Genomic DNA, 19,083 nt, shown 5'->3' on the forward strand with positions numbered 1-19,083 from the left:
GGAGTGCCCATGAAACGCCCCGCACTCGCGTTCGCGCTGTTGCTGCTGGCCTGTGCCGGCGCCAATGCAGCCAACGCGCCAGCATCGTCTGCGACAGCAGCGGCTGAGAGCTTCCGCTTCACCGCGCATGCTTCCGACCTTGGCCACTACTTTCCCTCGTACCTGGCCAACGGCTACTTCTCGACCATGACCACCCCGCGCGGCACCGGCCCGGCGCGTGGTTACATGGTCGCCTTCATGGACTACACCCAGGGCGACATCGCGCGCCCGGCGGCCATTCCCGGCTGGAGCGAGGTCGACTACAACGCCGGCAAGGGCTGGCTGAACCAGGTGAAGTTGAATGGCCGCATCTTCCAGCACTACGCGCAGACGCTGGACATGCATGCCGCCGTGCTCGATACGCGCTATCGCTTTGATTACGCCGGCCGCGCCACGCAGGTGCACGTCACCAGCTTTGTTAGCCAGGCCGATCACCACATCGGCGTGACCCGCCTGACCCTGACGCCGCAGTTCACCGGCGATGTGCAGCTGCGCTTTCCGTTGCGGCTGTGGAGCGAGCACCAGCCACGGTTTCCCATCGCCACCATGAGCTTTGCCAAGATGACCGACGCGGTCATCGCCAGTGGCCAGAACCTCAACGACAAGCCGGCGCCGACACCCGACCGCGCACCGGTGTGGTACGCAGGCTTCACGCGCATCGTGAACGATGACGGCGACGCAAACGCATTGTCTCTATGGCTCAACGGCCAGGCACAAAACGGACTGAGCATGGCGCAGGCGGCGACCGTAGCCTTGCCGGCCGGCATGAAGCCACTGAAGGCATCGCTGCACAAAGGGCCGTACCGGCTATCGCTGGACCTGACCGTACATGTGCAAAAAGGCCACACCTATCACTTTGACAAGTTTGTCGCCCTGTCACGCAAAGGCTGGGGCGGCGATGCCAAGGCCGACCTCGCATTGGCCCGCCAGGCACGCACGCGCGGCTTTGATGCATTGCTGCAAGCCCATCGCGCGGCCTGGGCCAAGCTGTGGCAAACCGACATCATCGTTGACGGCGATGCCAAGGTGCAGAAGGCACTGCATTCGGACCTTTACTACCTGCTAGCCAACAGCACCACCGGCACAGCCTGGCCGATGGGCGCCTGTGCGCTGACGCCCAATTACGCCGGACACGCGTTCTGGGATTCCGATTCGTGGGTGTTCCCGGCCCTGCTTTTGCTGCACCCCGATCGCGCCAAGCCGATTGTGATGTTCCGCCATCGCACCATGGGGCCGGCCAAGGCGCTGGCCAAGCGCTACGGCTATCGCGGCACCATGTACCCGTGGGAGGCCGATCCGCAGACCGGCAGCGACCAGACCCCGCACTTTGCCTGGCAGATGGTGCGCGAAGTGCACCTGGACGCCGATGTCGCCATCGCGCAGTGGCAGTACTACCTGGCCACCGGTGACAAACACTGGCTGAAAACCGTCGGCTGGCCGGTGATCGCCAACGTGGCACGCTTCTGGGCCAGCCGCGTCAGCGAGGACAAAGCCACCGGGCGCTACCAGATTCTGCATGTCACCTCGCCCGACGAGGACTACAACGACGTTCCCAACGACACCTTCACCAACGCCGCCGCGCGCAAGGCACTGCGCATCGCGGTGAAGGCGGCGGCCGTGGTGGGCGCCACGCCCGACCCGCAGTGGTCGCGCATCGCCAAGCATCTGGTGATTCCCTTCTCCAAGGCCGAGCAACGTCACTACAACTTCGACCCGGACACGCCCCACGACAAGGACACCTGGATGGGCGCGACCCTGGCCTGGCTGATGTATCCCAATCTGGACCTGGCCATGTCGCCCACGGTGCGCCGCAACGATTTTGCCGCGCAGCTGAAAGCCATTCACGCCTCGCCGGTACCGCCCAACGAAATGATGACCGCGATGCTCACCGTCGGCGCCGCCGAACTGGGCGATGCGCGTACCGCCGGGCACTGGCTGCAGGCCAACCTCAAGGGCTATCTCAAGGCGCCATTCAATGTGCGCAGCGAAACGGCCAGCAACAACGCCGGCTACATCCTGGCGACTTCGGCCGGCTTCGTGCAAAGCGTGATGTACGGCCTGAGCGGCCTTCGCATCGAAGATGGCGGCATCGTGCAGGCCTACCCGCCCGTGCTGCCGCCAGGCTGGAACGGGCTGACGCTGCGTCGCATCGCCATCGGCGGCCAACGCATCACCATCCACATTCAGCGCAACGCCGCCGGCAAGGTCGTGCTGACACGCACGCCAGCCACCGGCGACACCGGGAACGCGCACTGATGCGCGCCCGCAGCACCGTAAGTCCCACTCCCTCTCCCGGCCTTACGGTGCTGTCTTTGGGACGGCATGCAACACGCACGCTGACCGTCCTGCCTTGCGCCGGCACACGGGCCCCTGCCCGCCCGCCGGTACACGGCCGCGCCCTGCCGGTATCCCGACCCGGTGGGGGCGCGGCCCCCTTTTTCCGCTGTTGACCGCCCACCGGCCAAGGAACCTTGCATGCCCACTCATCGCACATCCCGCCGGCGTCTGCGCCGACACCTTCTGGCGGCCTGTCTGGGCGCTGCGCTGCTGCCGGCAGCGCACGCCACCACCACCGTCACCGATGGCCACGCCCGCTTTGAATTGCTGACCCCATCGCTGGTGCGCATGGAGTACGCGCCGGACGGCCACTTTGTCGATGTGCACACGGCCGTGGTCATCCAGCGCGACTGGGCTGATGTGCCGGTGAAAACCACGCACAAGGATGGCTGGCTGGTGATCGACACCGGCAAGCTGACGCTGCGTTATCACAGCGGCACCGGCGCCTTTGATGCCAAGAACCTGAAAGTGGCCTGGGCCAAGCCTGCGCCGGATGCACCGCACACCTGGCAACCCGGACAGGTCGACCACCGCAACCTGGGTGGCGTCACCTATTCGCTGGACAACATCGCCAAACAAAACCTTCAAGCGCCCGATATTGCCACCGGCAGCCCCGCGCACGACATCATCCCGGGCATCGATATCCTGCTGCACAAAGCCCAGCCCGGCCTGCTCAGCCGCAGCGGCTACGCGCTGATCGACGACAGCGATACGCCGCTGTGGCAAGCGGACACACAGTGGATTTCACCGCGTAAAAATACGGGCCAGCAGGACTGGTACCTGTTTACCTATACCGACAACTACCGCGATGTGCTGGCCGAATACGCCAAGCTGTGCGGCGCCATTCCCATGGTGCCACGCTGGGTGCTGGGCAACTGGCTGACCGATTTCAACTTCGAGTACTTCCCGGGCACCTGGATGGCCCGCCAGGCGCAGCAAAAGCACTACAACAGCCACAAGCTGGAAAGCGACATCACACGCCTCACCGGGCACGGCATACCGGTCGATGCGATGACGCTGGATTTTGCCTGGCACAACTACGGGTGGCAGGGCGGCTACGACTGGAGCCCGCTGGTACCGCATCCGGATCGATTCATCCAGTGGCTGCACCAGCGTGACATCAAGCTGGTGTTGAACGATCACCCCGGCTACGCCAACAGCCCGGAGAGCATCCTCTCCTACAGCGACAGCCACGCCCCGCAAGTGCTTGCCGATCTGGGCCGCGCAGCACCGGCCAAGCCAGGCGTGGATATCTCGCTGGCCGGTCCCTGGAAATTCCGCACCGATCCGCACCAGGTGGGCATGCAGCGCGGCTGGTTCGACACCGGCATCGACGACAGCCACTGGCGCAGCCTGCGCACCGATAGCGACTGGGAACATCAAGGCCTGCCCGACTATACCGGCATCGCCTGGTACCGCCGCCGCGTCACTTTGCCCGCCGACCTACCCAAGCATCTTTACCTGTACTTGGGCGATGTCGGCGGCGATTACAGCCTGTATATCAACGGCAACCCGGTACGCCACAGCCATACCTGGTGGCCGCGCACGCTGACCTATGCCGACGTGCGCCCCTACGTGAAGCCCGGCCAGCCGGTGGAAATCGCGCTCAAGGTGAGCGCCGGGGCACGCGGCTCGGGCATTGCGCGTGGCCCGCTGGCCTTGCGCGACATCAAGCCGGCGCAGGCGATCACCTTCAACCTGGCCGACAAGCACCAGGCCCAGGTGTTCATGGACGACCTGCACGCGCCTCTGATGCGCCAGGGCGTGGATGCCTGGTGGGTCGACGGTGGCAGCGGCGCGGCCCACATGCGCGGTCTGGACCCGCAACTGTGGACCAACAAGGTGTTCTATGACTTCACCGCCCAGGCCACCGGTGAGCGCGGCTTCATCCTGGGCCGCTACGGCGGCTGGGGCAGCGAGCGCTATCCGGGCTACTTCACCGGCGACACCTATTCCCAGTGGCCGGTGCTGGCCTACGAGGTGGCCTTCACGGCGCGTGCCGGCAATGTGCTGGTGCCGTACGTCAGTCACGACATCGGCGGTTTTCACGGCGCCAACATCCCATTCCAGATGTACGCACGCTGGGTCGAGTTCGGCACCTTCAGCCCGATCCTGCGCCTGCACGCGGCGCATGAAAATCCGCTGGAAGGCAACACGCGCCTGCCGTGGAACTACGGCGCCAAAGGAATGGCGCTGGTGAAGAAATATTTCCGCCTGCGCCATGCGCTGATGCCGTATCTGTACAGCTATGCATGGCAGGCCCACACCCAGGCCATGCCGTTGCTGCGCCCGCTGTACTTGAGCCATCCCACCCTGGACGCGGCCTATACGCACCCGCATGAGTATTACTTCGGCGCCAACCTGCTGGTCGCGCCCATGGTCAGTGCCGGCCGTTCGCGCGATGTTTATCTGCCGCCCGGTGAATGGATCGACTACTTCACCGGCGCCACGCTGCACGGTGGTCGCACCCAGCATGTGAGCGTGGCCGACGATGCCATTGCGGTGTACGTGCGCGCCGGCGGCATTGTGCCCGAGCGCGATATGCACACACCGCCTGGCAACCACACCTCACGCATGGTCATCAATGCCTATGGTGACGGCAGCGGCCACTTCACGCTGTATCAGGATGATGGCAAGAGCATGGCTTACACCAAGGGCGAGCATGCCACCACCGCTCTCGACTACCGCAGTGACCACACTGGCACCCACACCTTGACCATCGGCGCCGCGCAAGGCCATTACCAGGGCCAACCCGCGCAGCGCGATTTCAGTGTGCGCATTCATGCCATCACGCGTCCACAGGCGGTACAGGTCGATGGCGCGCCCTTCACGCACTGGACCTGGGATGACGCCACGCACACGGCACGCATTGATCTGCCCACGCTGGGTGCCGATCAATCGGTTAGCGTCGTGCTTCACTAGGCATCGACTCTGCAACGGCGGCGCGCACTAGAGGGTAGCGTCCGCCACTTTTTTAGCCATCCATACAGCCAAAATGACATTGACGATGTTGCGATCACTGACGGCCACTTTCTGCACCTTCCTGGCCATGGCCAGCCTGCCGGCATCGGCCGGGGCGCCCACCGTGCCTGCGCTCACCCAGCAAGCGCCCGGGCCGCGTCAGTTTCTGGCCCAGCCGGGACAACGCGGCATCGTTCAGGGCTACGCGCGGCATGGCCTGGAGGCGTGGATTTATCCGTTTCAGTTGCTGACCGACTACCGCGTCAGCCTGTTGCGCGAGGACGGCACACGGCTGCCACTGCACGACTTGCCCATGCAAACCCGAGTCACACCGGCCAGTGTCGAGCGCATCTATAGCGGCCAGGACTTCACCCTGACCGAGCAGTGGTTCGTACCGCGCAAGCGCTCGGGCATCGTCATGAGCTACCAGGTCACGGGCAAGCGCACCTTGCAGCTGCGTGTGACATTCGAGCCATCGCTCAACCTGATGTGGCCCGGCGCCATCGGCGGCCAATCATCCAGCTGGGATGCCTCACTGCATACCTTTGTGCTGCACGAAGGGCGCAATCGCTATCGCGCGTTTATCGGTTCGCCACAGGCCAGCGTCCACAGCGCGCCGGACGACTACAGCCAGCCCTGGCACAGCCACCGCACGCTCTCGCTGGCGCTGCCGGTCAGCGCCCATCATCCGGCCCAGGTGCTGATGAGTCTGGACCTGCCCGGTCATGATGATGGCCCGGCCCAGTACAAGGCGCTGGGTGCACATTGGCAAACCTGGCTCAACCAATCACGCCAGGCCTACCAGGCGCGCCTGGCCGCCATGGCGGTGCTCGATACACCGGATGCCGACGCCAACCGCGCGTTTCGCTGGGCCGAAGTGGCCCTGGAGCAGGCCTGGGTGTGCAACCCGCAGCTGGGCTGCGGTCTGATCGGCGGCTATGGTCCATCGCGCGACACGCGCCGCCCCCAATACGACTGGTTCTTCGGTGGTGATGGCATGGTCGCCGCGGCCGGCCTCTCCGCCGTTGGCGACGCACAGCGCGTGCGCGATGAATACGCCTTCCTGCGTCGCTATCAGGACCCGCACAACGGCCAAATGTGGCATGAGCTGTCGCAAAGTGCCGGCCTGATCGACTGGAAGGCCTACCCCTACCAGTTTGTGCATGTCGACACGTCGATGGACTATCTGAGCCACGCGGCCGACATCTGGCGCACCCACGCCGACAAGGCATGGCTGGACACCAGCTGGCACTCGCTGCTGGGTGCCTGGCACTACATGGGCTCGGTGCGCGATGCCAAAACCGGCCTGCCGGTCATTCCGCCGGGCAAACACGGCCAGAACGAGCAGCTGAGCATGCACGATGAGCTCAGCCTCTCGCTGTCGATGCTCGATGCCGAGCGCGGCTTCGCGGTGCTGGCACGTGCGCATGGCGACCCGACGCTGGCCAACACCGCGGCGGCACACGCAACGGCGCTGCAAAAGGCCATCGGCCAACGCTATTGGGATGCAGCCAGCGGCTTTCCCTACCAGGGGTTCCAGCGCGGCGGTCAGCCGGTTTCACAGCGCAAACCGCCGATTGCGGCCCTGGACAGCGAGGCATTCAGCCACGCGCAACGCCTGCGCATGCTCGATGCGCTGCTCAAACCGGACTATCTGAGCGCCTGGGGGCTGCGCAGCCTGCCCACCGACGATGCCGGCTACGACGCCAACGCCTATGCCAGCGGCAGCGTGTGGCCGGTGGCCAATGCCAGCTTCGCCACCGCGCTCTGGCATCACGGGCGCGATGCCAAGGCATTGGAGATCTGGAAAACGCTGGTCGCCGATACCGACATCGACGCACCGGGCCATATCGACGAGGTGCTCTCGGGCGATACCTTCCGGCCACTGGATGTCTCGGTGCCCGAGCAGAGTTGGTCCTCGGCCGGATTCATCCTGGCCAGCGTGCACGGGCTGTTCGGCTATCGGCCTGACGCTCCGGCGCATCGCTTCATGCTGGCGCCGCACCTGCCCGCCGGGTGGCCCTACATGGCCCTTAAACGGCTTCCCTTCGGCGACAACCAGGTGGACGTCAAGGTAGTGCGCACATCCCACGGCCAGCGCGTCACGCTGGCCCTCGCGCATACGGGGGCCAACGCAGCCTGGCAGCTGACCCCGCCTGCCGGCTGTACGCCCTCAAGGCCTCCGTCCGACTCCGCCGCTATCGGCAGCCACCATAGGGACAACGCACCAACCAACGACGTAAAAGGCACTTTCGATGGCAAATTGCGCGTTCAGATTGCGCTGCGTTGCGGCCCGCAATAGCAGTGCATTCATGCACTTTGCCGTGTACAGCAAAAATTTATGAAAATTTCTGTTGTAGTTTTGCACCACAAGCCGTAACGTTCGCCTTGCTGAGTTCCAAGGGTCACCGTGAATCGTGGCCCGATGCTGTAGATTGAAGTTCCACTACACCGTTGTACCCGCTTCCTCCTTGCAACCAGCATATCTGCCGCCATGCGGCTTCTTTATCTGTTTGTTCCAAGGAGCAATAAAAATGTCTCAGACCGAAACCGGTACCGTGAAGTGGTTCAACGACGCCAAGGGCTTTGGCTTCATCGCTCGTGAGAGCGGCGACGACGTGTTCGTGCATTTCCGCGCCATCCAGTCGCAGGGCTTCAAGAGCCTGGAAGAAGGCCAGAAGGTCTCCTTCGTCGTGACCCAGGGCCAGAAGGGCCTGCAGGCTGATCAGGTGCAGGTCATCTGATCAGGCTTGCCTAAAGCCTTCAAAAAAGCCCGGCCTTGTGCCGGGCTTTTTTTATGCCTTTAAAACCGCTTCCTATCAGGGCCGCGGCTTACCGGCACATCAGCGACTAATCGCTATCGCGGCCACCGGGCGGGCCGGCGTCCGGCGCCTGCCCGGCGCGCGTCTCCTCGCGAGCCGCACGCTTCTTGGCTTGCTTTTGCTCTTTCTGCTTCTTCTTGGCGATTTCGCGTTGACGTTTCTCGTAGGAATAGTTGGGCTTGGCCAATAGAGGTCTCTCGGTTTGGATCAGTAAGGTGTTGCCCGGCCGCGCTGCCTGATGGGCACGCGCACCGAGCAGGCCGGCGGCTTACAGGGTGCGCAGCGGAATGCTGCGGTCCTCGCCAGCGGCGTAGTCATCACGCACCTGCCGGCAGTATGGGCCGTTCATCACGAAACGGCGGCATATCAGCGGTCGGCTTTCGTAGATGCCGCAGTTCATGCGCGCGCCATCCAGGGCCACACACCAGCCCTCGTCATCACGCGCCATCACATGCAGCCCTGAATCCAGATGCGTGGTCAGATGTTCAGGGATGGCATCTTCCGGCTGCAGCACCACCGTCAAACGGCAACACACGGCATCGCAGCGCGCGCAATGGGCGGCATCGCTCAAGCGGCGCTCTCCTGGACCAGGCGTGTGTAGTGCAGCATGCGACCACGATAAGGGGCCACATCCTCATCGTCCATCGGCGCGCGCGTCTCGGCTAGGGAAAAGCCCTGCGCGGCCAGCATGCGGCTGAAACGGTTGCTGCTGCCTCGGCCCGGATCGGTCAGCATCACCTGCGCGTGCGGCAACGCATGGCGCTTGACCACATCGGCAATCAGCTGCGCATGGCCGATTTCGTACAGCACGTCGCTGGCGATGATCACATCGAACTGGCCCAGCGTCGGCAACGGCGTATCCCAGCGCAGCTGGCGATAATGCACCGCCGGCAGCTCATTGAGTGCGGCGTTGTAGGCCAGAAACGGCTCGGTCAACGGATGCAGGTCCGAGGCCACCACGTCAGCACCACGGCTGTGCAGCACCAGGCTGGCCAGGCCGATGCCACAGCCCAGTTCCAGAATGCGCTTGCCCTGGATATCGAACGAATGCATGGTTTGGGCCAGCAACCGCCCGGAAGGCCACAGCTGGCCAAAAAGGCTCCATTGGGCCGAGGAAATACCCAGCCGCTCGCAGTGACCATCCGGATCGCAGAACTGCTGCTTGTCGCTCAGCACGCGCAAACGAAACACGCGCCCACCCACGGGCACGGTCATCAGACGGGTCGAATATCCGAGCATGTCGGCTCCCGGGAAGGCCACCCCAAGTGCGGGGCGAAAAGGCAAGAAGGGGGAGCGAGGCGAGCGGCCGAAGGGGCCGTACGGAACGCGCGAGGCGAGCAAGTACCCGGCAAATGGTACACCAAGCGACACCACCCCGTACCGGCGCGGGCTACGCACGCGCTTTCCGGCGCATGAAACATTTGCCGACTGGCGTGTATACCCTGATGAAGCCCGCTGCCCGGCGGACATGGGGAAATATTCATGCATCGCACGTTACGCACGCTAGGTGGTGCCCTGGCCCTGACTGTTCTGCTTACCGCCTGCCAGCACCCGGCCGACTCGCAGGCTTCGGCGCATGCCGACAACACGCGCACCCTGGTCATGTATTCGGTGCCACCAGCCATGACACAACGCCTCAGCGCCGTACTCGAGCAGACCCTGGAACCGCATGACCGCGTAACATCGCCGGCGCCAGGGCGCCTGCTGGTATATGCACCCCACGCCAGCCAAACCTCGATTCGCGAGGCGCTCGATACCCTGGCCCAGCAAAAGTCAGACCGTCAGCCGGCCGCCATGCAGGTCCACTTCTGGCTGGTCAACGGCTTTACTGGACAGGGCAAGGATGATGCATCGCTCAAGCCGCTGACCCAGGCACTGAGCCCGATACGCAATTCTCTGGGTTCCATGCATTTTGCGCTGGACGAGAGCGTTTCAATGGTGGCGCAGCCGGATGGCAACTTCGCCAACACGAAGACCGGCAGCAAGCACGAATACCTGGTGCAATTGAAGCCGCAAGACAGCCAGTCGGTGAGCGCGAAAATAAAATTCCAAGACAGCGCCGGCGGTGGCCTCAGCCAGCTGGAAACCCAGGTAGACCTACGCACCGGGCACTATGTGGTGCTGGCACAGGCGCCCGGTATACGCAGCGGCTATCTGAAACAGACCGGCCCTTTTAGTCTCTCTGCAGTCAGCAAAGCCGAAGCCGATCGTCAGGGCCCAGCCCCCACGCTGCGACTGCTGATCATCCGAATCGACCCTGTCAGTGGTGTCTGAGACAGGGCATGACACTGCGAAGGAGCGCATTGGAGGCAAGCTACCTGCGATTGGAAAAGCCGCTCTATAACGTGCTTTTCCGCCTGCTCTGGCATGCCGAGGACAGTCAGGACATGATCCATGAAGCCTATGCACGCCTCTGGAAGCGCCGCGAACGCATTGACCCGTCACGCCTGGATGCGCTGGTCTGGACCACGGCGCTCAATCTGGCGCGCAATCGCCTGCGCTGGAGCGCTCTTTGGCGCTGGGCGCCCATGGAGGAAACCGACCACTTGGACCACCAGCGCACACCAGAGACTGAGCACGCCTCACACGAACTGCGCCGTGCGCTCGGTCAACTACCGATGCTGTCACAGCAAGTGCTGCTGCTGTCCGAGTTTGCCGGCTTGAGCGGCGCCGAGATGGCCGAGCTGTTACGCATTCCGAAAGGCACGGTCGCTTCACGCAAGCACCACGCCATGGATCACCTACGCCGCCAATTGGGAGGACGCCAGCATGGGTGACTTGAACGATCTGCTGCCAACCCTGGAACCCCCTCGCCATGGACTGGATCGCTTGCGCCAACGGCTGGACGAGCAACGCCCCGGCCATTTGCGAGGGGCCAGGCCCTGGGCATGGGGAGGAGCACTCGCGGCGGTGGTGATGGCATGTCTGCTTTTGGCACCGCGACCACCGTCGCCCCACCGAGCGCTGACACAAACATTGATCAACGCGATGTCGAGCGACCACCATCCGGCCATCGAAGTCGCCGATGGGGCGGCGCTGCGGCTTTCCAGCGGACAAGGAGACGTCGCCGTATACCTGGTACAGGTCACGACGGGTCCTAGGGCAACACGGGGCGCGTCCCCACATTGAGCCAATGGGGTCACTTGGCATGGTTCGGGGTACCAAAATCAGGCCCGGGGCGCCGACCATGCTTCATGGCTGATGCCCCGCCCTCGCAAAAGCCACCGCTTCAATGCGCGTCGAAATACACCTGGTTGATCAGCATGGCCGGTGTCAGTGCGTCCAGCAGTTCGCGCGCCTGCACACGGATGGGCGCCCAACACGGCTGCAGCATGTCGGTGAGGTTGGCGCTGAGACGCTCTTCGGCATCACCCTGGCGGCCGGCCTGGTTCTCGAACGGCAGGCGCGCCAGGTCGCCGGTGAGGCGGCCGATGGACTCGCACACGTCCGGCGGCAGATAGCATGCCGGCTCGTCGATCATGGCGCGCCCGGCGGCCAGATCCCAGAGCAGTTCGTAGGCGGTGTTGTAGTTGCCGTTGCAACGCACCTGCTCGGCCGGGTGCACGGTGAGCAACTGCAAGGTGTCGATGAAATGCCGCAGGGTGTACTCGAAACGCTCGCGCGACGAGATGTCGTGGTAAGTGTTCATGGTCGGGCACTCCGTCCGGGCAATCTTCACACCCTATGTATCGGCCAGATCGCGGGCTGCTTGAGCATGCTCACCGCGCTGACCACCACCTTTCGCACGCGCTGGCGACGCCTTATCGGCTAGAATGGAGATACGTTCATTTGTACGTATTTGAGTGCCGTGACCGCCCCGCCCCGCAAGATCATCCATGTCGACATGGACGCGTTCTACGCCTCGGTGGAACAGCGTGATGACCCCAGCCTGCGCGGGCGGCCGGTGGTGGTGGCCTGGCGCGGCGCGCGTTCGGTGGTGTGCGCGGCCAGCTACGAAGCGCGGCCGTTTGGCATCCACTCGGCGATGCCGGCGCTGCGCGCCGAGCGCTTGTGTCCGCAAGCGGTCTTCGTGCCGCCGGATTTCACCCGCTATCGCGCGGTGTCGGCGCAGATCCGTGAGATCTTCTCGCGCCACACCGCGTTGATCGAACCGCTGTCGCTGGATGAGGCCTACCTAGATGTCAGCGAACTGCGCAGCGGCCTGCCCTCGGCCACCGCGACCGCAGAAGCAATTCGCGCGGCCATCCGAGAGGAAACCCAACTGACCGCGTCGGCCGGTGTCGCACCGAACAAATTTCTGGCCAAGATCGCCTCCGACCATCGCAAGCCCGATGGCATTTTCGTGGTGCGTCCCTCGCAGGTGGAAGACTTTCTGCGCGAACTGCCAGTGGGTCGCGTACCCGGTGTGGGCAAGGTGATGCAGCGCAAGCTGGAAGCGCTGGATATCCGCACCGTGGGCGAGCTGCGACGCCCGTCGCTGGACGAACTGGAGCAGCGCTTTGGACGCTGGGGCCGGCGCATTTACGAATTGGCGCGTGGCGTGGATGAACGCCCGGTCGAGCCGCACCGTGAACGCGTGCAGGTGTCGGCCGAAGACACCTTTGCCGAGGACCTGCCACTGGAGGCGCTGACGCCGCATATCCACAGGCTGGCGGAAAAAGCCTGGAACGGGCTTACGTCCAAACAAGGACGCATTGCTCGCACCGTGGTGCTGAAGCTGAAAACGGCCGATTTCCAGACCATGACACGCAGCCTGACCCGGGCCACGCCACCTTCTTCAGCGCAGGAGCTTGCGGAACTGGCCGGTGCCCTGCGTGAGCGCGTCAACGAGCCGGCGCACACGCGCTATCGGCTGGTCGGGGTGGGCCTGGCCGGGCTGATGGACGAAGGCGAGATGGCCATTCAAGGCCAATTGTTCGACACGTTCTAAGGCGCCGGCGACACGCGCTGGCTGGGCATGCCTGACGACCCTGCCCAGCCAGCTTGCGCGCACTGCCCATTACTTGCCCAAGCGGTACTTCAACTCCTCGGCCATCTGCCGGAACGCGGCGCGGGTAGGCGCATCGTTGGCCAGGGCATTGAGCAAACCGAAGTCATGGATGGTGCCGTTGTAACGCACCACCGCGACATCGTTGCCCGCCAGGTCCAGCTTTCGACCATAGGCCTGCCCTTCGTCCGTGAGCACATCAAACTGCGCCACCTGAATCAATGCCGGCGGCAGGCCCTTCAGCTGCTGAAGCGACGCCTTCAACGGCGAGGCGTAAATCTGCCGGCGATCGCCCTGATCGGTGGTATAGGCGTTCCAGAACCACTGCATCATCGGGCGGGTCAGGAAATGGCCTTCCGAATAGTCAAGATAAGAACGATCGTCGAAATTGTCGTCGGTCACCGGCCACATCAACCCCTGAAAGGCGATCTTGGGCCCATGACGGTCTTTCGCCATCAGGCTGACCACCGCGGCCATATTGCCGCCCACGCTGTTGCCGACCACCGCCAGACGCGATCCATCCACGCCGATCTGGCGACCATGCTCGGCCACCCACTGCGTGGCAGCGTACGCTTGATTGATGGCGACCGGATAGTGGGACTCGGGAGAGGGGTCGTAATTGACGAACACGGCAGGGATGCCGGACTCGACCACCAGATCGCGAACCATGCGCTCATGCGTCTGGAAGTCACCAAGAATCCAGCCACCACCGTGGAAAAACATGAACACCGGCGCGTCAGGCGCCATGTGCTCGGGCTTGACGATGGTCAGCGGTACGCGGATGCCATTCTGCTCGATGGTGCGGTTTTGAACGGTGATGCCGGACAAGTCCACCTTGACCGACTTCTGCGCATTGATCAGCACCTGGCGAGCAGCCTTCGACGCCAGCGTCTGCAGCGGTGCACCGCCACTGCCATTGAGCGCCTTCAGAAACTGGCTGGTGACCCGATCCGGCTTGAGAGCGGGAGCGTCACCGGCATGGCTTGCACCAGCACTGGCGGCGATCAAGGCGACGGCAAGCAGGGAACGCTTGAGCATGATCATGAGAATCTCCTATTAGGCATATTTGATTGGTTGCAATTAAGTAGCGCGCTATGTAATTGCTTAAAAAAAATCAGCGAACCTCGTCCCAACGCCACGGCGTCAGGATGCGACGGTTGGAGCCAATGGTCCGAGCCGTCATTGCGTGGGCGAGCCGATCGGCCCACCCACGCTTAGAACCTCAGACCACCGTCAGCGTCACATCGATATTGCCGCGCGTGGCATTGGAGTACGGGCACACCACGTGGGCCTTTTGCACCAGCGCCTCGACCTCGGCGCGATCCATGCCCGGCACGTGGATCACCAACTCCACCTCAATACCGAAGCCGGTGGGGATGGCGCCGATACCCACCTTGCCGGTGATGCTGGTGTCGGCCGGCAAGGCTTTCTTGTCCTGGCTGGCGACAAACTTCATGGCGCCGATGAAGCATGCCGAGTAACCGGCGGCGAACAGCTGCTCGGGGTTGGTGCCCTCACCACCGGCGCCGCCCAGCTCGCGCGGCGTGCTCAGGGCCAGATCCAGGGTCTGATCGGAAGTCACGGCGCGACCGTCGCGGCCACCGGTGGCCTTGGCTTCGGCGCGATACAAAACTTTTTCGATACTCATGGCTGTGTGTCCTTCGGTTGGAGTGTTTAATTACGCTATTAAATAGCGTGCTACTTATATACGTGTAAAAAAGCCATCACTGGGCCGCGGCCAGATCACCACGCAGGTGTTCCAGCAACGACTTGAGATGGCGCAACTCATCGACCGAGCAATGCGTGGCGCAGAACACGCCATGCTGCACCTCGGCCGCTTTCGCTTCCAGCGCGCGCCCGGCATCGGTCAGCGAGACCTGCACCTGACGCTCGTCCTCCTGTGAACGCTGCCGGCGCACACGGCCGGATGCTTCCAGGCGTTTGAGCAAGGGCGTCAGCGTGGCCGAGTCGAGAAACAGGCGCTGGCCGATTTCCGACACGGTAAGCGAGCCGTGCTCCCACAACACCATCATCACCAGGTACTGCGGATAGGTCAGGTCCAGCGGCTTGAGCAACGGCCGGTACACCTTGTTCATGGCCAACGATGCCGAATACAGCGCAAAGCACAGCTGCGCATCCAGGCGCGGCGTGTTCAGTGCTTCGGTGGTGGCGGGCGTCGTTTCCATGGCTCGCAATTTACATAGCGCGCTATTTAATTGCAAGTACGACCTTTGTCGCACGGCCAACAACGCCCGCCCTCACATCAATGCTCCAGGCGGCGTACGATCGCGTAGAACACCAGATGACCGATGCCCAGCGCGGCGGCCAGCAGGCCAATCACGCCGGCGTTGATCTGGTTCCAGCCGGCCACCTGCATGATGATGAAGGCCACCGCCAGCAGCGTGAACACGATGCCCCAGCGCAAGGCCGCGTGGCGACGCTGGGTTTCCTCGCTGCGAACCAGTGATTCGAGCAGTTCGGTGGAAAGCTCGGTCTGTAGCAGACGGCGACGCGACAGCGCCTCGACCACCACCTTGATGGTGTAGGCAATGCACACAAACAGCACAATGGGTACGAGGGTCTGGGTCATGGCAAGCTCCTTGGCGTGATGATGGGATCTGCCTCCATGGATACGCTCTGCCGCGCGCCGGTTGCAGCCGACGCCGATGCAACCGCGCCGGCGCCGACCGTATCCATGGGTGCGTATGAAGATGCCCACTGCATGAATGACGACCGCGCCATGGTCGATGCCGTGCTCGAAGGCCGCCGCGGCGCCTTCGAGGCGCTGGTGCGCGCGCATCAGGGCCTTTGCTGGCACATCATCGAGCGCATAGTGCGCCATCCGGAAGATGCCCGCGAGCTGTGCCAGGAAACCTTCCTGCGCGTGCATCGCAAGCTGCATCAGTATCGCGGCGAATCGGCACTGAAAACCTGGATTGGACGCATCGCCTACTCGCTGGCGTTGCGCCACCTGGAGAAAAAGCGTCTGCCCGGCGTGGCCATGGGTGACGATGACGAAGCGCCGTGGGAGCAGATTCCCGATCCCGCCCTGATCGACCACAATTACGAACGGCTGCAATCGGGCCAGGCCCTGCACCGAGCCATCGAAGCCTTACCCGCCGTGCCGCGCACGGTGCTGACGCTCTATCATCTGGATGAGCTGGGCATCGACCAAATCAGCCGCATCACCGGGCTGGCCACCGGCACCATCAAGAGTCACCTGTTCCGCAGTCGCCGCCAGTTGCGCGCGCTGCTGGAATCCACCCTGGGAGTGAGCGCATGAGCACACCCGAACGGCCCGAAACCCCACCCGTCGATCCACACGAATGGCAGCGCCAGGAAGCGGCCATGCGCGCCGAACGGCTGGCGCTGGACGAATGTGACGACGGCGATACCCAGGCCTATCGCCAGGTAGTGCGGGCGCTGCGCCAGCCGATCGAAGATGGCCTGGGTGCGGACTTCGCCGCGCAGATGGCCAGCCGCGTCGGCGCCCGACGCTCGCGCCAGAACACGCGCCTGCCGACCCTGGAACTGGGCATAGCCTCCGTGTTGGGACTGACGCTGCTTTGCATGGCGGTGGACTGGACGCTGGGGATCGACACCCGGGTATGGCACCTGCTGGCGCACAGCCCGGTCACCGCCGCGATCGGCAATCGCTGGCTGCTGGCGCTGGCCACCTGCGCGCTGGCATCGACGCTGGCCGAACGTCTGCGCCGGCGCTGGCAGCAGGTGCACTGACGCCAGTCCAGTCAGGCCAGCTTACGTCGCCCCCGCCTACACTTGGGTGCAAGCGAAGCGGCCGTACCACCGCGGGTGCGGCCTTGCCTACGCAAGCCAAGTTCAAGGAGGTGGTTCATGGCCATGAACGTCGCGCAGAAACTCATCCACGCCCACCTGGTTGACGGCCAGATGGAACCCGGTAGCGAAATCGCGCTGAAGATCGACCAGACCCTGACCCAGGACGCCACCGGTACGCTGGTGATGCTGGAGCTGGAAGCGATGGGCCTGGAGCGCGTGCAAACGGAAGTCTCGGCTCAGTACGTGGACCACAACCTGATCCAGGAAGACTTCAAGAACCCGGACGATCACCTGTTTCTGCAGAGCGCCTGCCAGCGCTTCGGCGTGTGGTTCTCGCGCCCCGGCAATGGCGTTTCGCACGCCGTGCACATGCAGCACTTCGGCAAGCCCGGCAAAACCCTGCTCGGTTCGGACAGCCATACGCCGGCGGCCGGTTCCATGGGCATGCTGGCGATCGGCGCTGGCGGCATCGAGGTAGCGCTGGCCATGGCTGGCGAGCCGTTCTATACCAAGATGCCGAAAATCTGGGGCGTGAAGCTCACCGGCGAATTGCCGCAGTGGTGCTCGGCCAAGGACGTGATTCTGGAAATGCTGCGCCGGCATGATGTCGATGGCGGCGTCGGCCGCATCATCGAGTACTACGGCCCGGGCCTGAAAACTCTCAGCGCCATGGACCGTCACGTCATCGCCAACATGGGCGCGGAGCTGGGCGCCACCTGCACGGTGTTTCCGTCCGACGAGGCCACTCGCCGCTTCCTGAGCGCACACGGCCGCGGCGATGACTGGAGCGAGCTGCTGGCCGACGAAGGCGCCGACTACGACGTGCATGAAACCATCGACCTCGCGGCCATCGAACCGCTGATCGCCAAACCGTCCAGCCCCGGCAACGTGGTGCCGGTCAGCCAGATCGCCGGCCAGCCGTTGTACCAGGCCTATATCGGCTCCTCGGCCAACCCCGGCTACCGCGATTACGCGATGGCCGCGCAGATGGTGAAGGACCGCGGTGTCAGCGCGCAAGTCTCGTTCGACATCAACCCCAGTTCGCGCGGCATCCTGGCCACGTTGATCCGCGATGGCCACATCAGCGCGCTGATCGAAGCCGGCGCGCGCCTGCACCAGGCCGGCTGCAATGGCTGCATCGGCATGGGCCAGGCCCCGGCCAGTGGCCGCAACAGCCTGCGCACCACACCGCGCAACTTCCCCGGCCGCTCCGGCACCAAGGAAGATGCGGTGTTCCTGTGCAGCCCGGAAACGGCCACCGCCTCTGCGCTGAGCGGCGTGATCACCGACCCGCGCACGCTCGACTTTCCCTGCCCGGCCGTGGCCGAACCGGACCAGCCCATCGTCGATACCCGCAACCTGGAGGCGCCGCTGCCGCTCGGCGAGGCACGCAACATCGGCCTGGTGAAAGGGCCGAACATCGCCTCGCTACCGGACTTCGAAGCCCTGCCCGACGCGCTGGAGCTGCCGATCATTCTTAAGGTGGGTGACGACATCTCCACCGACGAGATCATGCCCGCCGGCGCGCGCGTGCTGCCGTTTCGAAGCAACATTCCGAAGATTGCCGAGTTCGTCTACGACGTGGTCGACGAGGGCTACGTCAAGCGTGCCAAGAAGACCGGCGATCACGCCATTGTCGGCGGCGAGAACTACGGTCAGGGTTCCTCGCGCGAGCACGCGGCGCTGGCACCACGCTACCTGGGCCTGCGCGCGGTAGTGGCCAAGGACTATGCGCGCATCCACTGGCAGAACTTGGTCAACTTCGGTGTACTTCCACTGACCTTCGCCAACGCCGACGATTACGACAAGCTGGAGCCGGATGCGGTACTGGTGCTGGATGGCCTGCACGAAGCGCTGCGCAAGGGCGCGCACGTGAAAGCAAAGATCAAGGGCAAGCAGGGGGCGCTGGAACTGCGTCACCAGCTTTCGCCGCGCCAGGTCGACATGCTGCTGGCCGGCGGCCAGATCAACTGGATGAAACGCCAGCAGGCCGCCTGAGACGCACTGTTTGGCGACCCACTACGCGGCGATTGCAACGCGGCCCGGCCCAATGCCCATGGACGCTCGTGTCGTGGCAAGCCAACCCACACCCGTCATTCCAGCGAACGCTGCAATCCAGTGGACTGAGCTTGTCGTAAAACAACCACGCTGGATCCCGGCTTTCGCCGGGATGACGGG

Annotated in this window: 18 protein-coding genes; 10 read left to right on the plus strand and 8 right to left on the minus strand. The window is 64.0% G+C overall.

All coding sequences use genetic code 11. From position 1 onward, the window contains the following. Positions 1–9: 9 nt before the first annotated feature. The 4 genes from HBF24_RS14620 (at position 10) to HBF24_RS14635 (ending at position 8,081) form a co-directional block, all read left to right on the plus strand. A complete protein-coding gene (locus HBF24_RS14620; protein WP_167174394.1) occupies positions 10–2,295 on the plus strand; it encodes a glycoside hydrolase family 65 protein in 2,286 nt (761 codons plus the stop codon). A 219-nt stretch (positions 2,296–2,514) separates the two neighbouring features. Then, on the plus strand, positions 2,515–5,298 hold the full coding sequence (locus HBF24_RS14625) for a TIM-barrel domain-containing protein (RefSeq protein WP_167174396.1): 2,784 nt from the start codon (positions 2,515–2,517) through the stop codon (positions 5,296–5,298). Between the two features lie 85 nt (positions 5,299–5,383). Then, complete coding sequence (locus HBF24_RS14630; RefSeq protein WP_167174397.1) at positions 5,384–7,639, plus strand: hypothetical protein; 2,256 nt, start codon at positions 5,384–5,386, stop codon at positions 7,637–7,639. A 232-nt stretch (positions 7,640–7,871) separates the two neighbouring features. Further along, positions 7,872–8,081, plus strand: coding sequence for a cold-shock protein (locus tag HBF24_RS14635; protein ID WP_167174398.1), 210 nt, complete (start codon positions 7,872–7,874; stop codon positions 8,079–8,081). Between the two features lie 106 nt (positions 8,082–8,187). Here HBF24_RS14635 and HBF24_RS14640 read toward each other — a convergent pair whose 3' ends face one another. From HBF24_RS14640 to HBF24_RS14650, 3 genes are all read right to left on the minus strand, one after another. After that, positions 8,188–8,346 carry a hypothetical protein gene (locus tag HBF24_RS14640; protein ID WP_167174399.1) on the minus strand — a complete coding sequence of 53 codons (159 nt, stop codon included), beginning with the start codon at positions 8,344–8,346 and terminating at the stop codon, positions 8,188–8,190. Between the two features lie 81 nt (positions 8,347–8,427). Continuing rightward, positions 8,428–8,730, minus strand: coding sequence for a YkgJ family cysteine cluster protein (locus HBF24_RS14645; RefSeq protein WP_167174400.1), 303 nt, complete (start codon positions 8,728–8,730; stop codon positions 8,428–8,430). Next, a complete protein-coding gene (locus HBF24_RS14650; protein WP_167174401.1) occupies positions 8,727–9,398 on the minus strand; it encodes a methyltransferase domain-containing protein in 672 nt (223 codons plus the stop codon). Before HBF24_RS14650 ends, HBF24_RS14645 begins: the two co-directional genes overlap by 4 nt. A 243-nt stretch (positions 9,399–9,641) precedes the next feature. Between HBF24_RS14650 and HBF24_RS14655 the strand changes: the two genes are divergently transcribed. Further along, complete coding sequence (locus HBF24_RS14655; protein ID WP_167174402.1) at positions 9,642–10,433, plus strand: hypothetical protein; 792 nt, start codon at positions 9,642–9,644, stop codon at positions 10,431–10,433. 8 nt (positions 10,434–10,441) lie between these two features. Beyond that, positions 10,442–10,936 (plus strand): RNA polymerase sigma factor, encoded by a 495-nt coding sequence (locus HBF24_RS14660; RefSeq protein WP_167174404.1) that lies wholly within the window; start codon positions 10,442–10,444, stop codon positions 10,934–10,936. A 452-nt stretch (positions 10,937–11,388) separates the two neighbouring features. Here the strand turns inward: HBF24_RS14660 and HBF24_RS14665 are convergent, their stop codons facing one another. Further along, positions 11,389–11,808, minus strand: a complete 420-nt coding sequence (locus HBF24_RS14665) for a hypothetical protein (protein WP_167174406.1) — start codon at positions 11,806–11,808, stop codon at positions 11,389–11,391. Between the two features lie 159 nt (positions 11,809–11,967). Between HBF24_RS14665 and dinB the strand changes: the two genes are divergently transcribed. Next, positions 11,968–13,050 carry a DNA polymerase IV gene (gene dinB, locus HBF24_RS14670; protein WP_167174408.1) on the plus strand — a complete coding sequence of 361 codons (1,083 nt, stop codon included), beginning with the start codon at positions 11,968–11,970 and terminating at the stop codon, positions 13,048–13,050. Between the two features lie 69 nt (positions 13,051–13,119). Here the strand turns inward: dinB and HBF24_RS14675 are convergent, their stop codons facing one another. From HBF24_RS14675 to HBF24_RS14690, 4 genes are all read right to left on the minus strand, one after another. Beyond that, positions 13,120–14,145 (minus strand): alpha/beta hydrolase, encoded by a 1,026-nt coding sequence (locus HBF24_RS14675; RefSeq protein WP_206064361.1) that lies wholly within the window; start codon positions 14,143–14,145, stop codon positions 13,120–13,122. A gap of 184 nt (positions 14,146–14,329) precedes the next feature. Next, positions 14,330–14,755 carry an organic hydroperoxide resistance protein gene (locus HBF24_RS14680; RefSeq protein ID WP_167174412.1) on the minus strand — a complete coding sequence of 142 codons (426 nt, stop codon included), beginning with the start codon at positions 14,753–14,755 and terminating at the stop codon, positions 14,330–14,332. A 76-nt stretch (positions 14,756–14,831) separates the two neighbouring features. Next, positions 14,832–15,293 (minus strand): MarR family transcriptional regulator, encoded by a 462-nt coding sequence (locus HBF24_RS14685; protein ID WP_167174414.1) that lies wholly within the window; start codon positions 15,291–15,293, stop codon positions 14,832–14,834. Between the two features lie 77 nt (positions 15,294–15,370). After that, entirely contained in the window at positions 15,371–15,697 is a 327-nt protein-coding gene (locus HBF24_RS14690; protein ID WP_167174416.1) for a DUF6249 domain-containing protein, read from the minus strand. A 132-nt stretch (positions 15,698–15,829) separates the two neighbouring features. Here HBF24_RS14690 and HBF24_RS14695 point away from each other — a divergent pair, with 132 nt between their 5' ends. From HBF24_RS14695 to HBF24_RS14705, 3 genes are all read left to right on the plus strand, one after another. Continuing rightward, a complete protein-coding gene (locus HBF24_RS14695) occupies positions 15,830–16,390 on the plus strand; it encodes a sigma-70 family RNA polymerase sigma factor (protein WP_167174418.1) in 561 nt (186 codons plus the stop codon). Beyond that, entirely contained in the window at positions 16,387–16,845 is a 459-nt protein-coding gene (locus tag HBF24_RS14700; protein ID WP_167174420.1) for a hypothetical protein, read from the plus strand. The genes HBF24_RS14695 and HBF24_RS14700 overlap by 4 nt, the downstream gene beginning before the upstream one ends. Positions 16,846–16,962: 117 nt before the next feature. After that, the gene (locus HBF24_RS14705) at positions 16,963–18,903 is read left to right on the plus strand and encodes an aconitate hydratase (RefSeq protein ID WP_167174423.1); all 1,941 of its coding nucleotides are present in this window, start codon (positions 16,963–16,965) and stop codon (positions 18,901–18,903) included. Positions 18,904–19,083 lie beyond the last annotated feature (180 nt).

Origin of the sequence: Oleiagrimonas sp. C23AA (assembly GCF_011759385.1) — a bacterium.
Lineage (GTDB): Bacteria > Pseudomonadota > Gammaproteobacteria > Xanthomonadales > Rhodanobacteraceae > Oleiagrimonas.

Coding starts and splice junctions, on each gene's coding strand:
- HBF24_RS14700 (WP_167174420.1), top strand. CDS start 16,387: ATGAGCACACCCGAACGGCCCGAAACCCCACCCGTCGATCCACACGAA.
- HBF24_RS14680 (WP_167174412.1), bottom strand. CDS start 14,755: ATGAGTATCGAAAAAGTTTTGTATCGCGCCGAAGCCAAGGCCACCGGT.
- HBF24_RS14695 (WP_167174418.1), top strand. CDS start 15,830: ATGAATGACGACCGCGCCATGGTCGATGCCGTGCTCGAAGGCCGCCGC.
- HBF24_RS14625 (WP_167174396.1), top strand. CDS start 2,515: ATGCCCACTCATCGCACATCCCGCCGGCGTCTGCGCCGACACCTTCTG.
- HBF24_RS14685 (WP_167174414.1), bottom strand. CDS start 15,293: ATGGAAACGACGCCCGCCACCACCGAAGCACTGAACACGCCGCGCCTG.
- HBF24_RS14650 (WP_167174401.1), bottom strand. CDS start 9,398: ATGCTCGGATATTCGACCCGTCTGATGACCGTGCCCGTGGGTGGGCGC.
- HBF24_RS14630 (WP_167174397.1), top strand. CDS start 5,384: ATGTTGCGATCACTGACGGCCACTTTCTGCACCTTCCTGGCCATGGCC.
- HBF24_RS14675 (WP_206064361.1), bottom strand. CDS start 14,145: ATGCTCAAGCGTTCCCTGCTTGCCGTCGCCTTGATCGCCGCCAGTGCT.
- HBF24_RS14660 (WP_167174404.1), top strand. CDS start 10,442: ATGACACTGCGAAGGAGCGCATTGGAGGCAAGCTACCTGCGATTGGAA.
- HBF24_RS14690 (WP_167174416.1), bottom strand. CDS start 15,697: ATGACCCAGACCCTCGTACCCATTGTGCTGTTTGTGTGCATTGCCTAC.
- HBF24_RS14620 (WP_167174394.1), top strand. CDS start 10: ATGAAACGCCCCGCACTCGCGTTCGCGCTGTTGCTGCTGGCCTGTGCC.
- HBF24_RS14665 (WP_167174406.1), bottom strand. CDS start 11,808: ATGAACACTTACCACGACATCTCGTCGCGCGAGCGTTTCGAGTACACC.
- HBF24_RS14635 (WP_167174398.1), top strand. CDS start 7,872: ATGTCTCAGACCGAAACCGGTACCGTGAAGTGGTTCAACGACGCCAAG.
- HBF24_RS14655 (WP_167174402.1), top strand. CDS start 9,642: ATGCATCGCACGTTACGCACGCTAGGTGGTGCCCTGGCCCTGACTGTT.
- HBF24_RS14705 (WP_167174423.1), top strand. CDS start 16,963: ATGGCCATGAACGTCGCGCAGAAACTCATCCACGCCCACCTGGTTGAC.